14 protein-coding genes and 1 pseudogene are annotated in these 16014 nt (G+C 65.3%); 6 read left to right on the top strand and 9 right to left on the bottom strand.

Going from position 1 to position 16014, the window contains the following annotated elements; genetic code table 11:
* Positions 1 to 11: 11 nt before the first annotated feature.
* The 3 genes from HH213_RS21400 to HH213_RS21390 all read right to left on the bottom strand — a co-directional run bounded on the left by HH213_RS21400 (position 12) and on the right by HH213_RS21390 (position 3009).
* Positions 12 to 1466: a Ppx/GppA phosphatase family protein gene (locus HH213_RS21400; protein WP_169113571.1), complete on the bottom strand. Its 1455-nt coding sequence runs from the start codon at positions 1464 to 1466 to the stop codon at positions 12 to 14.
* Between the two features lie 77 nt (positions 1467 to 1543).
* A complete protein-coding gene (locus HH213_RS21395; protein WP_169113570.1) occupies positions 1544 to 2707 on the bottom strand; it encodes a GGDEF domain-containing protein in 1164 nt (387 codons plus the stop codon).
* 26 nt (positions 2708 to 2733) lie between these two features.
* The gene (locus HH213_RS21390; protein ID WP_110848512.1) at positions 2734 to 3009 is read right to left on the bottom strand and encodes a hypothetical protein; all 276 of its coding nucleotides are present in this window, start codon (positions 3007 to 3009) and stop codon (positions 2734 to 2736) included.
* Between the two features lie 92 nt (positions 3010 to 3101).
* Between HH213_RS21390 and HH213_RS21385 the strand changes: the two genes are divergently transcribed.
* Positions 3102 to 3887: a spermine/spermidine synthase domain-containing protein gene (locus HH213_RS21385; protein ID WP_229263095.1), complete on the top strand. Its 786-nt coding sequence runs from the start codon at positions 3102 to 3104 to the stop codon at positions 3885 to 3887.
* 105 nt (positions 3888 to 3992) lie between these two features.
* Positions 3993 to 6839 (top strand): bifunctional diguanylate cyclase/phosphodiesterase, encoded by a 2847-nt coding sequence (locus HH213_RS21380; RefSeq protein WP_169113569.1) that lies wholly within the window; start codon positions 3993 to 3995, stop codon positions 6837 to 6839.
* On the opposite strand, the gene HH213_RS21375 is transcribed toward HH213_RS21380, so the two are convergent.
* Positions 6763 to 7338, bottom strand: a complete 576-nt coding sequence (locus HH213_RS21375) for an SET domain-containing protein (protein ID WP_169113568.1) — start codon at positions 7336 to 7338, stop codon at positions 6763 to 6765. The two genes, HH213_RS21380 and HH213_RS21375, sit on opposite strands and share 77 nt — an antisense overlap.
* A gap of 98 nt (positions 7339 to 7436) precedes the next feature.
* Here HH213_RS21375 and HH213_RS21370 point away from each other — a divergent pair, with 98 nt between their 5' ends.
* A complete protein-coding gene (locus HH213_RS21370) occupies positions 7437 to 8411 on the top strand; it encodes a hypothetical protein (protein WP_169113567.1) in 975 nt (324 codons plus the stop codon).
* An 82-nt stretch (positions 8412 to 8493) separates the two neighbouring features.
* Here the strand turns inward: HH213_RS21370 and HH213_RS21365 are convergent, their stop codons facing one another.
* Together HH213_RS21365 and HH213_RS21360 are read right to left on the bottom strand one after the other, a co-directional pair.
* The gene (locus HH213_RS21365) at positions 8494 to 8766 is read right to left on the bottom strand and encodes a KTSC domain-containing protein (RefSeq protein ID WP_169113566.1); all 273 of its coding nucleotides are present in this window, start codon (positions 8764 to 8766) and stop codon (positions 8494 to 8496) included.
* Between the two features lie 15 nt (positions 8767 to 8781).
* The gene (locus HH213_RS21360) at positions 8782 to 9819 is read right to left on the bottom strand and encodes a LacI family DNA-binding transcriptional regulator (RefSeq protein WP_169113565.1); all 1038 of its coding nucleotides are present in this window, start codon (positions 9817 to 9819) and stop codon (positions 8782 to 8784) included.
* A gap of 137 nt (positions 9820 to 9956) precedes the next feature.
* On the opposite strand from HH213_RS21360, the gene gudD reads away from it, so the two are divergent.
* Positions 9957 to 11300, top strand: a complete 1344-nt coding sequence (gene gudD, locus HH213_RS21355; RefSeq protein WP_169113564.1) for a glucarate dehydratase — start codon at positions 9957 to 9959, stop codon at positions 11298 to 11300.
* Positions 11301 to 11339: 39 nt separating this feature from the next.
* Positions 11340 to 12644: an MFS transporter gene (locus HH213_RS21350; protein WP_169113563.1), complete on the top strand. Its 1305-nt coding sequence runs from the start codon at positions 11340 to 11342 to the stop codon at positions 12642 to 12644.
* A 40-nt stretch (positions 12645 to 12684) separates the two neighbouring features.
* On the opposite strand, the gene HH213_RS21345 is transcribed toward HH213_RS21350, so the two are convergent.
* The 3 genes and pseudogenes from HH213_RS21345 to HH213_RS21335 form a co-directional block, all read right to left on the bottom strand.
* A complete protein-coding gene (locus tag HH213_RS21345) occupies positions 12685 to 13050 on the bottom strand; it encodes a hypothetical protein (RefSeq protein WP_169113562.1) in 366 nt (121 codons plus the stop codon).
* 221 nt (positions 13051 to 13271) lie between these two features.
* Positions 13272 to 14078: pseudogene (locus HH213_RS21340) on the bottom strand (lipid II flippase Amj family protein).
* A gap of 8 nt (positions 14079 to 14086) precedes the next feature.
* Positions 14087 to 14566 (bottom strand): acyl-CoA thioesterase, encoded by a 480-nt coding sequence (locus tag HH213_RS21335; RefSeq protein WP_229263094.1) that lies wholly within the window; start codon positions 14564 to 14566, stop codon positions 14087 to 14089.
* A 107-nt stretch (positions 14567 to 14673) separates the two neighbouring features.
* Between HH213_RS21335 and HH213_RS21330 the strand changes: the two genes are divergently transcribed.
* Entirely contained in the window at positions 14674 to 16014 is a 1341-nt protein-coding gene (locus HH213_RS21330; RefSeq protein WP_169113561.1) for a M16 family metallopeptidase, read from the top strand.

Here is a 16014-nt window from a genome sequence, read left to right as displayed (position 1 = left end):
GGCCTCCATTTTTAGCCAGTGGTGCGGATCAGGAAGTCTACACCCACTTCATCCCACTGTTCCTGTTCCTTCTCCAGCCAATAGGACAGCGTGGGGTGCTCGGCCACCCACTCGCGCCGGATTTCCAGCTCGATGCGGCTTTTAAAACGCAACTTGATCTGGGTGAAGTCGAGGTCTATGCGCGAGTGCATGAACAGCACCGCCAGCCGGAACGCGACGATGGCCTTGGCGAAGTCGATCTCGGTGAGCGCCTCGCCCACCTTGCGCAGATTGCCCTTGTGGGACACGATCAAACAGCTCATGGTGCGCTGTTCGCGCGCGGTAAAGCCGGGTAAGTCGGCGTTTTCGACGATGTAGGCGGCGTGCTTGTGGTAGCCGGTGTGCGACACCACCATGCCCATTTCGTGCAGCAGCGCGCTCCAGTACAGCAGGCGGCCGTATTGGTCCGAGGCCGGCTTGGTCTGGGCGTACAGCGCCAGCGAGTCGACCGCCACCCGGTTGGCGCGGCGTTCGTCGACGTGGAAGCGCTGGACGCAGGCCTGCACCGATTGTTCGCGGCGGTCACGCTTGGTCGAGCGCAGGTGCAGGTCCCACATCACGCCCATGCGCAGGCCGGCCTCGATCGGCACCACCACCGGGATATCCAGTTCGCGCACCAGGCCAATCAGGATCGCCAGCCCGCCGATGATGGTCGAGGCGCGGTCCGCCTTCAGGCCCGGCATGTCGATCTTGCCGACGTGGCCGAATGCGATGAAGCGCTGTTTCAGCGCTTCCAGCGACTGGGCGTTGACTTCGCGTCCCAGGCCGTTCTTGACGATGATGTCGGCGATGGTGCGCGCGGTGCCGGATGAGCCGTAGCACTGCTTCCAGAATTGCGGGTGGTACGGCGGCGCGGCGTCCTCGAAATGGCTGCGCGCCGACAGGATGGCCGCCTCGAACGACGGCCCGTCGACGCGGCCGCCGATGAAGAACGACAGGCTTTGCTTGACGGTGCCGACGCTGAACGATTCGACCCGTTCGATTTCCGGCCCGCGGCCGAGTATCAATTCGGTGGAGCCGCCGCCGATGTCGATCACCAGTCGGCGTTCGCCGGGCAGCGCCACCGCGTGCGCCACACCCATGTAGATCAGGCGCCCCTCTTCCTCGCCGGAGATAATTTCAATCGGATAGCCGATCGCCAGTTCGGCCTCCGGCAGGAAGGCGGCGGCGTTGCGCGCCACCCGCATCGCCGATGTGGCCACTACCCGCACCGCATCGAGCTTGTAGGCCGCCAGCACGGTGCGGAAGTTTTTCAGGCAGTTGAGGGCCGCCTGCATGGCGGCCGGCGTCAGGTTGCCCTTGTCGTCCAGCCCTGCGGCCAGGCGGATCGGCTCACGCACGCTTTTGAGTACGCGGATGGCCTCCCCATCGTGCTTGCCGATGTGGAGGCGAAAACTATTGGAACCCAGGTCTACGGCAGCGTACATATATAGGAATCAAAATAAACGATTTATACCATTATAAGCACGATAGGCCTAGTTTGTGACACCTTGATGACGCCGCGTTACAGAATCGCGGCCGGCGCTTCGGCCACGCGGTTGCGGCCTGCCTGTTTGGCTGCCTGCAGCGCCTCGTCGGCGCGCTTGAACAGGCTCACGGTGCTGTCTTCGGCGCGGATGGTGGTCACGCCCAGGCTGGCCGTCATGTTGATGATGGCTTTTTCGGCCTTGACCGGCAGGGCGGCGACGGCCTGGCGGATGCGCTCCGCCACCATGCCGGCGTCTTCCGCCGAGGTGCGCGGCAGCAGGATGGCGAATTCGGCGCCGCCCAGGCGGCCCATCTGGTCGGAATCGCGCAGCTGCTTCTTGCAGACGTCGACCATGGCTTTTAAGACCATGTCGCCGGCCGAGTGGCCGTAGCTGTCGTTGACGCGCTTGAACTGGTCCAGGTTGAGGATAATCAGCGCGGTCGGCATGCCGGGACGGCGCGCCAGCGCGATCCACGGCGTCAGCGCGGTGTAGAAGCCGCGCCGGTTCGGCACATCGGTCAGCGCGTCGACCACTTCCAGCCGCGCCAGTTCGCCATGTTCGTGCTCGCGCACCAGCAGCAGATAGCCGAAGGCGTTGCCCAGCATCATCAGATACAGCGCGACGATGCCAGCCGACTGCACCGCCACCGGATTCAAACCCTCGAGCGCCATGGCCGGCAGCGACAGCAGGCCGCGCGCCAGCACGGCGGCGCTCAGCACCAGCATCAGCGCCACCAGATAGCGCCGCAGCACGGTGCCGCTGCGCCAGCCGCGTCCCAGCGCGGCGGCGCCGGCCAGGAAGAAGAACGCCGTCACCGCCGAGCCGATGGCGATGCGGCCGCCGGCCGGCAGCTGCAATAGCCAGGCCGCGACGTAGACGCCGACGCCGGCGCCCAGCGCCGGCACCAGGTAGTTGCGCCACACGCGGCGGCCGGCCTGCTCCCATAGCGCGGAAGCGTCCAGCGCGAAGCCGGCAAATAAAATGGCGTTGGCCAGCGGGATGGTCAGGAAATCGGGCAGCTCGCCGCGGCAATACAACAGGAACCAGGCCAGCGCCTGGCATTGCTTGGCCCACATCCAGGTGGCGTGGATGCGCGCGGTCTGGCCGCTGCGGCGCGCGCCGGCCTCAAAAAAGAACAGCGCTGCGCACAGGCTCAGATTGCCCAGTGCCAGCGCCAATACCAGGGTTTTGATATCCATGACCGCAGCCGCTCAGTCCCGGGGCCTCAGACCTCGTGTTCGACGTTGGTGCTGCCGTCGCCCATTTTGCTGGACCAGGCCTGGGTGAAGAAGGCTTTTTCGTCTTCGGTCGGGCTGTCGTGCCAGAACACGATCAGCGTGCCTTTGTGGTCGTGCAGCTGGCTGACTTTTTCAATAAAGGTCTGCTTGCCGGCCAGGTCGGCCAGCGCCGCCACGTAGCCGTAGACGCGGCACAGGCGCTCCAGGCGGTCCGGCTCGGTGAAGCTGTTGGTGGCGGTAAGCGTAGGGTGGTCTAAAAACATCGTATCTCTCTCCAAGTCGGCCGCCGAGGGGCTGGCCCGTGCTAACGCCATGCTACTATGATTCCCCACGTAAATCCACATCCCCAAACAACTTGACCCCGCCCGCCCGCCGCCCGCCGCCGCAAGTGCTCACCGTTGGCAACACGCGCCGGCTGGAATTCACGCCCGGCATGGTGCAAAGCGAGATGCGCCTGTCGCGCCCGGACCAGCTGGTGCTCAGCTATAACCGCGCCATGATGTGCTTTGTGCTGTTCCAGCCGCAGCCGCAGCACATCGTCATGGTCGGGCTGGGCGGCGGCTCGCTGGCCAAGTTCTGCTACCGCTATCTGCCGCAGGCGCGCATCACGGTGCTGGAGCTCGATCCGGCGGTGATCGCGCTGCGCGACCAGTTCGCCATTCCGCCCGACGACGCCCGCTTCCGCGTGGTGCAGGCCGATGCGGTCGCGTACATGCCGGCGCTGGCGCGCAGCGCCGATGTGCTGCTGGTCGACGGTTTCGACGCCGACGGCCTGCCGCCGGCGCTCGGCAGCGCCAGCTTTTACGCCGACAGCCAGCGCGCGCTGCGCCCGGGCGGCGTGCTGGTGGCCAATCTGTTCAGCTACGATCCCAACTATCTGCCGATGCTGAAGCGGCTGCGGCGGGCGTTTCGCGGCCGCATCTGCGGCTTCACCGGCATCGCCGGCAATAACCGCATCGTGTTCGCCGTCAAGGGCGGCGCGTCGGCAGCGGACTCGCCGGCGCTGGCCATGCAGCGCCGGGTGGCGCGCCACGGCGGGCTGCGGCTGCCGCCGCTGAACTGGCTGCTGGCGCACTGGGTGGTGCTGCGGCTGCGACTGCGGCAGCGGCGCGCCGAACGCACCGGCGGCGTGGTTATTTGACACATGAGTCTGTCCGCAAAGTATGTTTTGTGACACACTAGCTAGCAATCCTGCGGTCCCCATCCCCGCCCGCGCCGAGCCATTCTGCCTTCAGGAAAGCGCGCCATGCCGTCGTCTTCCCGCAAGTCCGCCCGGATCTCGCTGGCGGCCATCCTGACCCTGCTCACCGGCTGCGCCGTGACCGGCCTGCTGTTCGTGGCCGTCAGCGCGCTCGAATACAGCAAGATGGAACTGGGCTACCAGCAGCGCGGCCACATGCGGGCGGCGGCGATCCGCCGTGGCATGGACGATACGCTGGAGCTGGTCACCATCCTCAACGGCCTGTTCAAGTCGGTCGGCCTGGTCGACCGCGAGCAGTTCGCCAGTTTTACGCGGCCGCTGCTGGAACGTTATCCGTTCGTGCAAGCTTTCAATTTCCACCGTGTGCTGGACGATGCCGAGGCGGCCCGCTACCAGGCCGCGATGCAGGCGCGTTTCCCCGGCTACCAGCTGCACGACGCCAACCACCAGCCGCTGGCGCCGCGCGCGCAGCACGTGATCGTCGATTACCTGGAGCCGCTGGAGGGCAATGAGGCCGCCTTCGGGCTCGACGTGGCGTCGCTGCCGGTGATGGCGCGCGCCATCGGCGAGGCGGTCGACAGCGGCCAGGCGCGCACCACGCCGCTGCTGCGGCTGGCGCAGGAACGCGCGCAACAGCAGGGCTTTGTGCTGATGATGCCGGTCTACCGCGCCGGCGCCGAGCTGGGCACGGTGGCGCAGCGGCGCGCGGCCTGGGTCGGCAACACCAGCGCGGTGATCCGCTCGGCCGATCTGGTGCAAAAGATCCTGCTGGCGGCCGACCTGCTGGATGACAGCGAACTGATGCTGCAAGTGTATATCGGCGACGATATCCGCCCCGCCAACCTGGTCTACGCACGCGGCCAGGCCAGCGACGAGGCGCCGGCGCCGCGCTCGCTGCAGCGCTGGCTGGCCTTCGATTACCGCGAGCCGTATGTGCGCACCTTCAGCGCGGCCGGCAAGTCGTGGCATGTGCAGGTGACGCCGCTGCCGCGGCCGTTCCTGCCGCACCACATCGGTTCGCTGTCGACGCTGCTCGGCGGGCTGCTGTTCTCGCTGCTGACGGCGGCCTTCGTCAATTCGCTGGCGCGGCGCTCGACCCGGGTGCAGCGGCTGGTGGACGAGCGCACCCACGCGCTCAAGCTAAGCAACGCGCAGCTGGCCGATGACGTCGCCGCCCGCAAGCGCACCGAGGAGGCCTTGCAGGAAAGCGAGCACCGCTTCCGCCGCCTGCTGGCGCTGTCGTCGGACTGGTACTGGGAGCAGGACGAACAGTTCCGCTTCACCAATATCACCGGCGGCTTCTTCGACAAGGGCAAGCAGGACCCGCAGCTGTTTCTCGGCAAGACCCGCTGGGACGCCCATCCGGCGCAGTGGGATCACCGCCAGGGCCGCGAACACAAGGCCTTGCTGGCGGCGCATCTGCCGTTCGCCAACCTGGAATATTCGGTGGTCGGGATGGACGGCCAGACCCACTGGTTCAACACCAGCGGCGAGCCGGTGTTTGACCGCGCCGGCCAGTTCCGCGGCTATCGCGGCACCGGCACCGAGATCACCGAACGCAAGCTGGCCGAGCAGCGCATTCACCACATCGCCCACCACGACGTGCTGACCGGCCTGCCCAACCGGGTGCTGTTGCAGGACCGGCTGCACCAGGCGGTGGCGTCCGCCAACCGCAGCGGCAAGCCGTTGTGGGTCATGCTGATCGACCTCGACCGCTTCAAGTTCGTCAACGACAGCATGGGCCACAAGGCCGGCGACCAGCTGCTGAAGACGGTCGCCCTCCGCTTGCAGGACAGCGTGCGCAGCAGCGACACGGTGGCGCGGCTGTCGGGCGACGAGTTCGTGGCGATTTTGACCGAGTATCCGGAGCAGGCGCTGTCGGTCGATGTGGCGCAGCGCATCATGCGCGCGGTGACGCAGCCGGTGATGTTGGAGGGCAAGGAGTTCTTCGTCACCTGTTCGATCGGCGTGGCGGTGTACGGTGCCGACGGCACCTCGGCCCAGCGCCTGATCGAGCATGCCGACATCGCCATGTACCGCGCCAAGAAGCTGGGCCGCAACAATACCCAGTTCTACGAGCCGACCATGAACGAGGAGGCGCGCGAGCGCCTGCGCATCGAGAGTGCGCTGCGCAGCGCGCTGGAGCGGCAGGAATTCGTGCTGCACTATCAGCCGCAGGTGGATGTGCAGAGCGGCCGGGTGGTCGGCATGGAGGCGCTGCTGCGCTGGCAGCATCCGGAGCTGGGCATGGTGGCGCCGCACCGCTTCATCGGCCTGGCCGAGGAGACCGGCCTGATTGTGCCGATCGGCGCGTGGGTGCTGCGCACCGCCTGCGCCCAGGCCAGGCTGTGGCTGGATGCGGGCCACGGGCCGTTGCGCATCGCCGTCAACCTGTCGCCGCGCCAGTTCAGCGAGCCGCAGCTGGTGGCGTCGATCGCCGCGGTGCTGCGCGAGACGGGGCTGCCGCCGGCCTGCCTCGACATCGAGCTGACCGAGGGCCTGTTCATGCACGATGTGACGCAGGCGGTGGGCTTGCTGCACAAGCTCAAGCTGCTGGGGGTGGCGCTGTCGATCGACGATTTCGGCACCGGCTATTCGAGTTTTTCCTATCTGCGCCATTTCCCCATCGATGTGCTGAAGATCGACCGCTCGTTCATCAGCGACATCCACGAGGGCGACGAGGCGGCGATTGTGGTGTCGATCATCGCGCTGGCGCACAACCTCAAGCTGCGCGTGATCGCCGAGGGCGTGGAGACCGCCACCCAGCTCGACTACCTGCGCCGCCACGGCTGCGACGAGATCCAGGGTTATTACTTCAGCCCGGCATTGCCGGTGGCGGATTTTGAGGTGCTGTTGAGCCAGGGACGAAGCCTGCATCCGGCGCTGGCTTAGCTTTCGGCTTGCGCTGGCGCGGCTTGGGCGCCAGCATGGTGCCGCTGCACTGTGCGGCGCCGCAACGGCAGGCGAAGGCGCGCTTGATGGCCGGCGTGTGGCGGCCTTCGTAGATCAGCGGGTACGAGTAGCTGAGCTCCTCGTCCTGCAGGATGGCGTGCAGCGCGTAGATGAAGATGGTGCCGTCTTCTTCCTCGATGGCTTCGCAGTTGGGCTCGCAGGAATGGTTGATGAAGCGGGCGTCGTTGCCGGCGTCGCCGCCGTCGATGACGTTGCCGTTGGCCAGGCTGAAGAAGAAAGTGTGGTTGTGCGGCCCGCCTTGCGCGGCGGCGCGCGCCTGCGCTTCGTCCCAGCTGATTTCGCGGCCGGCGTATTCGATCACGCGTTCGCCAGGGAGGATGTCGCGGGTGGCGAACACGCCGTTGCCGTGGACCGGGGAGCGCTCGACGCGGCAGGCAGGTTGCGGGGCTGAAGCGGGCTGGAGACTGGCGTCGGTCATGGTGGTCACGGTGAGCAGGAATCGTTCGATTAAACCACAGCGACTGGCAGGTTTCAATTGGAATCAAGCCGGCGGCAATCGCTGATACGCTACGCTGCATGAAAACGACTTTGCCCACCCTCTTCCTGCCCGCCCTCTTCCTGCTTGCTCTGGCCGGCGCCGCCCAAGCCGGCAGTCCCACCATTCCCGCCGTGGTGCAGGCGCAGCTGGCGTCGTGCGATGCGCGGATCGTGCAGCGCGCCGCCGACGGTATCCTGCGTTCGCCGCAGACGCTGCGGGAGCCGTCGCTGCTGATCGCGGCCGCCATCGATCAGCGCTATGCCGGCAACGCCGACGAGGCGGCCTTCTTATATCTGGCGATGCGCTTGCGCATGGCGCGCCAGTTGCAGTTCGAGCGCGACTGGCGGCCGGAGCTGATGGCGCTGACCGAGCAGCTCAATGCGCCGCTGATCATGCCGCTGGTCGAGGCCGATCCGGCGCGCGCGCGCGCGGTGGTGCAGCGGGTGCTGGCGTGGGACGCCGCCACGCCCGATCCGTATCGGGAGCGGGCGCTGGCGGCCGGCGGTGCAGTGGCTGAGCAGGTGGCGCGGGCCGATGCCGAGCTGGCCGGCTGGCCGGCGCAGTTGGAAGCTCAGCCGGGGCGGGTCAACCAGGCGCGCGCGGCGCTGGCCCAGGCCGAGGCGCGGGTGGCGGATGTGCACCAGGCGCGCTGCAATCCGGCCGCGCCGGATTCGGTGCACCTGGCGGCGGCGCGCCAGACCATCGAGCAGCTGGCCGAGCGCACCGTCAAAAGCGCGCCGGTGGTGATGAAGCGTGCAGGCGGGCCGATCAAGTCGGCCAAATCCTACAGTTCGCGCGGCGTGTGGTTGCCGGTACGCATGACGTACACCGTGGTGCCGGTCAAGGGCACGCCGTTTTATGCGGAGGTGGATGTGGTCAGCACCATTACGCCGGACCGCAAGCTGGGCCGGGTGAAGACCACCCTGGCTTGTATTACCGAGCACGCCACGGCCGACCGGCCGTCCAGCTTGCGCGATGTCTGCAGCGACGACCCGGCCGCGCGCCGGCGCTAACCCGAAAGGTCGGGGTCTGACCCCGGACGGGGTCAGACCCTTTCGCACTTTCGCAGTGCGGGGTGCACGGTTGCCGCCGCCGCTAATTGTCCGACGGCGGCTTGAACAGGTCTTCGAGGTCGGCGCGGGTGGTGGGTTTGCGCACCACGCCGCGCCGCCCGGTATATTCTTCCTCGATATTGTCGCGGTAGTAGCTCCACGCCGCGCCCGAGGTCGACAGCTTGCGCCACACTTCATTGCCGACACCGCTATAGTCCATGGCGCTGCCGTCGTCAAATTCCACCCGCAACATTTTGTCGCGGGCGTCATACCCGATAGCCCGCAATTTACCCGCGTTGATGCGCTTCATTTCCATGCCGGCCTCCTTGGTTTAGCTGCTGCCGCGCTGGATCAGCTCGAATCCGGTGTCGTTCAGGCGGGCTACCGCCTTGCCGTCCACCCGGTCCAGGATCGCTTGCGCTGCCATACGTCCGATATTAGCCCCATCGACGCGTACAGTCGATAGCGGCGGATAGGTGCGGGCGGCAAAATTGAGGTCGCCGAAGCCGACCACCGCCAATTGCTGCGGCACGGCCAGGCCGCGCGCGATGGCTTCGGTCAGCACGCCGTGCGCCAGCGTGTCGGAACTGCACACCACGGCGTCCATGTCGGGACAGCGCGCCAGCAGCGCGGCCAGACCATCGCGCCCCAACGCGAAGGTCGACGGCAGCGGCATGAGCTGCAGCGCCGCCACTTCGACCCCGTGCTTGGCCAGTCCGGCCTGCAGGCCCTGGTTGCGGCGCGCGGCGCGCGGGTCTTGCACCGCCAGGATGGCGATGCGGCGGTAGCCTTGCGCCAGCAGGTGCTGGGCGATCGCGTGCCCGACCTCTTCGTGCGAGAAGCCGACCATCATGTCGACCGGCGACGGCGTCAAATCCCACGTTTCCACCACCGGCACGCGCGCAGCCTGCAGCCGGCGCCGCGTGCTGTCCGTGTGCAGCGAACCGGTCAGGATGACGCCGTCGGGCCGGCGGCTGAGGATGGTCTCGACCAGCAGTTCCTCGCGCCACGCTTCGTAGCTCGACAGGCCCAGCATGACCTGGTAGCCGGCGGCGGTCAGGTGGTCGCTGGCGGCCTGCGCCATGTCGGCGAAGATCGGCGTCGAGATGGTCGGCAGCACCAGGGACACCAGCCGGCTGCGCGCCGACGCCAGCGCGCCGGCCTGCATGTTTTTGACGTAGCCGGTCTGCGCCACGGCGGCCTGCACCTTGGCGACGGTATTGGGCCGCACCAGGTGCGGTTGGTTGAGCGCGCGCGAGACGGTGATCGGCGACACGCCGGCCACCCGCGCCACATCGACCAGCGTGGCGCCGCTGACGGCGACTTCGCCTTCCGGGGTGCGCAGGCTGCGCAGTGCAGTGTTGTCCATGGCGATGATGATATTCGATGATGTGCCATTGTAGCATTACATATCATTTTCAATCATTTTAATTTTCGGTTTCGCTTGAAAACGCTGCTGTTCAGAGCTACCATGATAATGACAGCGCAATCATTTATGGAGACATCATGACCCAACAACCTTCCGACACGCCCCGCATTGTTGCCATGCGCGTCATTCCCGTGGCCGGCCACGACAGCATGCTGCTGAACCTGAGCGGCGCCCACGGCCCGTATTTCACGCGCAACATCGTCATCCTCACCGACAGCCTGGGCAACACCGGCGCCGGCGAGGTGCCGGGCGGCGAGAAGATCCGCCAGACGCTGGAAGACGCCCGTCCGCTGGTGCTGAACCAGCCGATCGGCAGCTATAACGCCATCCTGAACGCGGCGCGCGCCGCCTTTGCCGACCGCGACGCCGGCGGCCGCGGCCTGCAAACCTTCGACCTGCGCATTGCCGTGCACGCCGTCACCGCGCTGGAAGCCGCGCTGCTTGATCTGCTGGGCCAGTTCCTGAATGTGCCGGTGGCGGCCCTGCTGGGCGAGGGCCAGCAGCGCACCGAAGTGGAAATGCTGGGCTACCTGTTCTACATTGGCGACCGCCAGGCCACTGACCTGCCCTATGCCGCCACGCCGGCCGACGCGCCCGACAATTGGACCCGGCTGCGCAACGAGGCGGCGCTGACGCCGGAGGCGGTGGTGCGACTGGCCGAGGCGGCGTATGAGCGCTATGGTTTCAACGACTTCAAGCTCAAAGGCGGCGTGTTCGCCGGCGAGGCGGAAATCGAGGCCGTCACTGCCATCCACGAACGTTTCCCGCAGGCGCGCGTGACGCTCGATCCGAACGGCGGCTGGCTGCTGAAGGATGCGATCCGCCTGTGCCGCGACCAGGGCGATGTGCTGGCCTACGCCGAAGACCCGTGCGGCGCCGAGAACGGTTACTCGGGGCGCGAGGTGATGGCCGAGTTCCGCCGCGCTACCGGCCTGCTGACCGCGACCAATATGGTGGCCACCGACTGGCGCGAGATGCGTCACGCGATCCAGCTGCAATCGGTCGACATTCCGCTGGCCGACCCGCACTTCTGGACCATGCAGGGCTCGGTGCGGGTGGCGCAGATGTGCCACGAATGGGGCCTGACCTGGGGCTCGCATTCGAACAACCACTTCGATATTTCGCTGGCCATGTTCACCCACGTGGCGGCCGCCGCGCCGGGCAACATCACCGCCATCGACACCCACTGGATCTGGCAGGACGGCCAGCACCTGACCAAGAATCCACTGCAGATCGAGGGCGGCATGGTGCAGGTGCCGCAACGCGGCGGCCTGGGCGTGGAGCTGGACATGGAGGCGATCGAGCAGGCGCACCACCTGTACAACAACATGGGCCTGGGCGCGCGCGACGATGCGGTGGCGATGCAGTTCCTGATCCCCGGCTGGAAGTTCAATAACAAGATGCCTTGCATGGTTCGCTGATAACAACAATAACAACCGCTAGCACCACAAGGAGACAACATGACTACCATCGCCAGCACCACCGGCGGCGTTGCGGCCGCCCCTACCATCCTCGACACCGCCGTCAGCAAGGTCAAGTGGCGCATCCTGCCGCTGTTCGTGGTGATGTTCATCGCCAACTATATTGACCGCGTCAACATCGGCTTTGTCCGTTCGCATCTGGAGAAAGACCTCGGCATCGGCGCGGCCGCGTTCGGCTTTGGCGCGGGCGTGTTCTTCCTCGCCTATGCGCTGTTCGAGGTGCCGTCCAACATCCTGCAACAGCGCTTCGGCGCCAAGGCCTGGCTGACCCGCATCATGGGCACCTGGGGCATCGTCGCCACCGGCATGGCGTTTGTGCAGGGCGAGACCTCGTTCTATGTGATGCGCTTTTTGCTGGGCGTGGCCGAGGCCGGCTTCTTCCCGGGCGTGGTCTACTACTTCACGCAATGGCTGCCCAACAAGGAGCGCGGCAAGGCAATGGCGATCTTCCTCAGCGGCTCGGCGCTGGCGTCGGTGCTGTCCGGTCCGCTGTCGGGCGCGCTGCTGTCGATTGACGGCGGCGGCTTCCACGGCTGGCAGTGGATGTTCATCATCGAAGGCCTGGCGTCGGTGGCGCTGTGCGCCGTGGTGTGGTTCTTCCTCGATTCGCGCCCCGAGGACGCGCAGTGGCTGACCAATGAGGAGCGCAGCGCGCTGGCCACCGTCATCGCCGCCGAGAAGAAGGAGCGCGATGCCAAAAAGCCGCAGCACGCCAGCATGTTCACGCTGCTCAAGGACGCGCGCATCGCGCTGTTCTGCTTCATCTACTTCGCGATCCAGCTGACCATTTATGGCGCGACGTTCTGGCTGCCGAGCATCATCAAGAAGATGGGCCACTTCTCGGAATTCCAGATCGGCTTGTTCAACTCGATTCCGTGGATTATCTCGATCGCCGCCATGTATATGTTTGCCACGCTGGCGCAGCGCTGGCGCAATCAGCAGGCGTGGGTGGCGGTGGCGTTGATCGTGGCGGCGTGCGGCATGTTCGCCTCCACCACTGTCGGGCCGGTGTTCGCGTTCGTGGCGATCTGCTTCGCCGGCATCGGCTTCAAGGCGGCATCGTCGCTGTTCTGGCCGATTCCGCAGGGTTATCTGGACAGCCGTATCGCGGCGGCGGTGATCGCGCTGATCAACTCGCTGGGCAATCTGGGTGGCTTTGTGGCGCCGGCTACGTTCGGTTATCTGGAGCAGAAGACCGGCTCGATCCAGGGCGGCTTGTATGCGCTGTCGGCCGCCTCGGTGATCGCCGCCGGCCTGGTGTTCCTCACGCGCCGCAACAAGTAAGAATGACGCCGCCGCTTGTGGCTATGCGGTGGCTATGCGGCTATGCGTCGGCCAGACGCCGACAGTCGGCGGCACGCCGCCAGCGCGTGCCACCCGGCAGCCGCAGCCAGACGGTCTGCCAGGCGTTGCGGCTGCCGCAGCCTTGAAGGTTGGCTAGCCGCGACGGCGTGGTCGGCTTGCCCTCGCTGATGATTTGTTCGTCTTCAACGATGGCGTAGGTGGAGCGGCCGCAGTAGATGGTGCGCAGCTCTGTGCCGTTGGGCAGGAATAGCTGCTTCCATTGGTAACCTCGGCTTGCGGCCGGGCCGCCGCTGGGGCCTGTTACGAGCGCAGGAGCGGGCGTCGGCACGGCGGGCGGGGATGCCGTCATCATTGGCGCCGGCGGCGGCTCGGCTGGCAGGTGCATATTGCCTATCGGGGGGTCTGGGCGGTCTGGGTGTGGATGTGGGTGGTCCATTTTCTCCTCCTCTAAAACGTCTATTTGCTCTAGAACGCTCTATTTCGCTCTATTTCGTCTAAAATCTCGCTCTGTTTTAGAGCGAAATCTAGCGAAATAGTTCAAATTAGAGCGTTCTAGACGTTTTAGAGGTTTTAGAGGTCGAGAAAATATAGGTAGGGGTAGTACCCTCAAATTGCCTTGGCGACGAGGGTGATGAGGAGCGCTGACGGCACCAGCAGCAGTTGCGCCAGCAAGGTGCCGGACAAGCGGCTGCCGACCAGCCACACGACGGCGCGCCGGAACTGCGTCTAGCTGACCTTCCCTTCGATGACGTCATCCGTCATGCCCGACATATGCGGATCGATGAACACCGCCATCATCACCGTGGCGCCGCCGTTGATGATTGAAGACAAAGTACTGGATGTCACGCGCACCGACGGATCCAGCACGCCAGCGTACAGCGCGGCGAACACGCCGACCGTCCACAGCGCGGTGGCGGCCACATTCAACAGCGTGACCGACAGCGACACGCTGTGCGCATCGCGCAAGCCAGCGAGATTGCCTGCGCGCGGCAAACTGACATTGTCCTTCACATACGACAGCCCGCCTTTGAAGAAACCATGCAAAATCAGCTTCGGCACCGAGCGATGGATCTGGAAGTGCATCACAGCCCGGCAAAACACGCGCTGAAAGGTCGGAATCAAAAGTGCCCCGACAATCGTGGCGAGCGAGGCCGACACCAGCAGCCAGCGAAAATCGCTCAGCAGCTCAGGGCCGGACAGCGGCATGCCGATGCTGGACTCCACCCGCTTCGCCAAAAACGGACCGAGGAAAGAATTGGAGGTGCGCGACACCAGCACCAGAATGCTGAACAGCGCCAGCGACACCGCAACGCGGCGCGTGCGAATCCCGGCGATACGCACCGAATACGCCAGCGTGCCAATCAGATGGATCACGAACGTCAGGAAACAGATAAACAGCAGTTGGCGATCCATCACCAGCGTCATTTCTTGCGGTTGCCGTGCACCATCTGGCGCGACTGCTTGCGCAGCAGCGCCTGTTCCCAGCGCTGCTTCTGCTCTTCCGTCTCCGGCACCAGCGCCGGCACCTGCACCGGCTTGCGATGCTCGTCCACCGCCACCATGGTGAAATAGCAGCTGTTAGCGTGGCGCACCAGCCGCTTCTGGATATTTTCCGTCACCACCCGGATGCCGACTTCCATCGACGTGTTGCCGGTGTAGTTGATCGACGCCAGGAAGGTCACCAGTTCGCCGACATGGATCGGCTGCAGGAACATCACCTGATCGACCGACAGCGTCACCACGTAGGCGCCGGAATAGCGGCTGGCGCAGGCATACGCCACGCTATCCAGATACTTGAGAATCGTGCCGCCATGGACGTTGCCTGAGAAATTGGCCATATCGGGCGTCATCAGCACGGTCATGCTCAGTTCGTGCTCCACCCAGTTCATCGGTTTTTCCATTGCATCACTCCTGTTGTCATTGACTCCATGCTAGCCGTTAAACTTGTCATTCGCAAATAGTTGTCGAAAAGTTGTATGCTTTGCGCTTCTCTTGAAAAGGAACGCTCATGAAATGGAAAGTTTTGGCCGCCAGCCTGGCCATGGCGATCGGCGCCATCGGTGCCATCGGCACGACGGTCACCGCGCACGCCGCCGTCAGCGCCGACCAGGTGCAGACCTTCACGCTGGCCAACGGCATGAAGTTCATCGTGCTCGAATCGCACGGCATCCCCAACGCCAATATGTACACGTTCTGGAAAGTCGGCTCGCGCAACGAGGCGCCCGGCATCACCGGCCTGTCGCACTTCTTTGAACACATGATGTTCAACGGCTCGAAGAACTTCGGTCCGAAAATGTTCGACCGCACCATGGAAGCCAAGGGCGGCTCCAACAACGCCTACACCAGCACCGACCTGACGGTGTACCAGGACTGGTTCCCGGCCACCTCGCTGGAAACCATCTTCACGCTGGAAAGCGACCGCATCGCCCACCTGAGCATCGATCCGAAAATGGTCGCCAGCGAGCGCGGCGTGGTGCTGTCCGAGCGCAGCACCGGGCTGGAGAACTCCAACATGCGGCTGCTGCGCGAAGAGGTCAACAGCGTGGCCTTCATGGCGCACCCGTATTCATGGTCGGTGATCGGCAACGAGTCCGACATCAAGGCCTGGACCCAGCAAGACCTGGAAACCTATTTCCGCGCGTATTACGCGCCGAACAACGCAGTGTCGGTGATCGTCGGCGACGTCAAGGCCGACGAGGTGAAGAAGCTGGCCACCAAATACTTCGGCGCCATTCCGAAGCGCGCGCTGCCGCCGGCGGTGCGCACCGTCGAGCCGCCGCAGACCGGCGAACGGCGCGTGTTCGTCACCAAGGAATCGGCCACCTCGGCCAACCTGACCATCGCCTACAAGATCCCGCAGGCCGGCAATCCCGACTACTACGCGCTGGAAGTGCTGCAAAGCCTGCTGGCCGACGGCAAGACTTCGCGTCTGTATAAAGCGCTGGTGGAGCAGCAACTGGCGACGCAGGTCAGCGCCAACAGCCTGGACGGCTTCGATCCGGGCCTGCTGTACCTGTCCGCCGTGGCCGCCGCCAAGGTGGAACCGGCAACGCTGGAAAAAGCCCTGCTGGCCGAAGTCGACAAACTGGTCAAGGACGGCGTGACGGCCGAGGAACTGCAAAAGGTCAAGAACCAGAAGCTGGTCAACCTGTACCGCGAGCAGGAAACCATCAACGGCAAGGCGCAGCAGCTGGGCAATTACGAAGTCTTCTTCGGCGACTACAAGAAGATGTTCGACGCCCCCGCCGCCTACGAAAAACTGACGCCGGCCGACATCCAGGCCGTCGCCGCCAAATACCTGAAGAAATCGCAGCGCACCGTCGGCGTGCTGGCTGCGAAGGAGGATTGA

It is taken from the genome of Duganella dendranthematis, assembly GCF_012849375.1.
GTDB classification, from domain to species: Bacteria; Pseudomonadota; Gammaproteobacteria; order Burkholderiales; family Burkholderiaceae_D; genus Rugamonas; species Rugamonas dendranthematis.
This window is presented reverse-complemented; position numbering and strand designations above follow the sequence as displayed.

Coding starts and splice junctions, on each gene's coding strand:
- HH213_RS21400 (WP_169113571.1), bottom strand. CDS start 1,466: ATGTACGCTGCCGTAGACCTGGGTTCCAATAGTTTTCGCCTCCACATC.
- HH213_RS21395 (WP_169113570.1), bottom strand. CDS start 2,707: ATGGATATCAAAACCCTGGTATTGGCGCTGGCACTGGGCAATCTGAGC.
- HH213_RS21390 (WP_110848512.1), bottom strand. CDS start 3,009: ATGTTTTTAGACCACCCTACGCTTACCGCCACCAACAGCTTCACCGAG.
- HH213_RS21380 (WP_169113569.1), top strand. CDS start 3,993: ATGCCGTCGTCTTCCCGCAAGTCCGCCCGGATCTCGCTGGCGGCCATC.
- HH213_RS21375 (WP_169113568.1), bottom strand. CDS start 7,338: ATGACCGACGCCAGTCTCCAGCCCGCTTCAGCCCCGCAACCTGCCTGC.
- HH213_RS21370 (WP_169113567.1), top strand. CDS start 7,437: ATGAAAACGACTTTGCCCACCCTCTTCCTGCCCGCCCTCTTCCTGCTT.
- HH213_RS21365 (WP_169113566.1), bottom strand. CDS start 8,766: ATGGAAATGAAGCGCATCAACGCGGGTAAATTGCGGGCTATCGGGTAT.
- HH213_RS21360 (WP_169113565.1), bottom strand. CDS start 9,819: ATGGACAACACTGCACTGCGCAGCCTGCGCACCCCGGAAGGCGAAGTC.
- gudD (WP_169113564.1), top strand. CDS start 9,957: ATGACCCAACAACCTTCCGACACGCCCCGCATTGTTGCCATGCGCGTC.
- HH213_RS21350 (WP_169113563.1), top strand. CDS start 11,340: ATGACTACCATCGCCAGCACCACCGGCGGCGTTGCGGCCGCCCCTACC.
- HH213_RS21345 (WP_169113562.1), bottom strand. CDS start 13,050: ATGCACCTGCCAGCCGAGCCGCCGCCGGCGCCAATGATGACGGCATCC.
- HH213_RS21335 (WP_229263094.1), bottom strand. CDS start 14,566: ATGGAAAAACCGATGAACTGGGTGGAGCACGAACTGAGCATGACCGTG.
- HH213_RS21330 (WP_169113561.1), top strand. CDS start 14,674: ATGAAATGGAAAGTTTTGGCCGCCAGCCTGGCCATGGCGATCGGCGCC.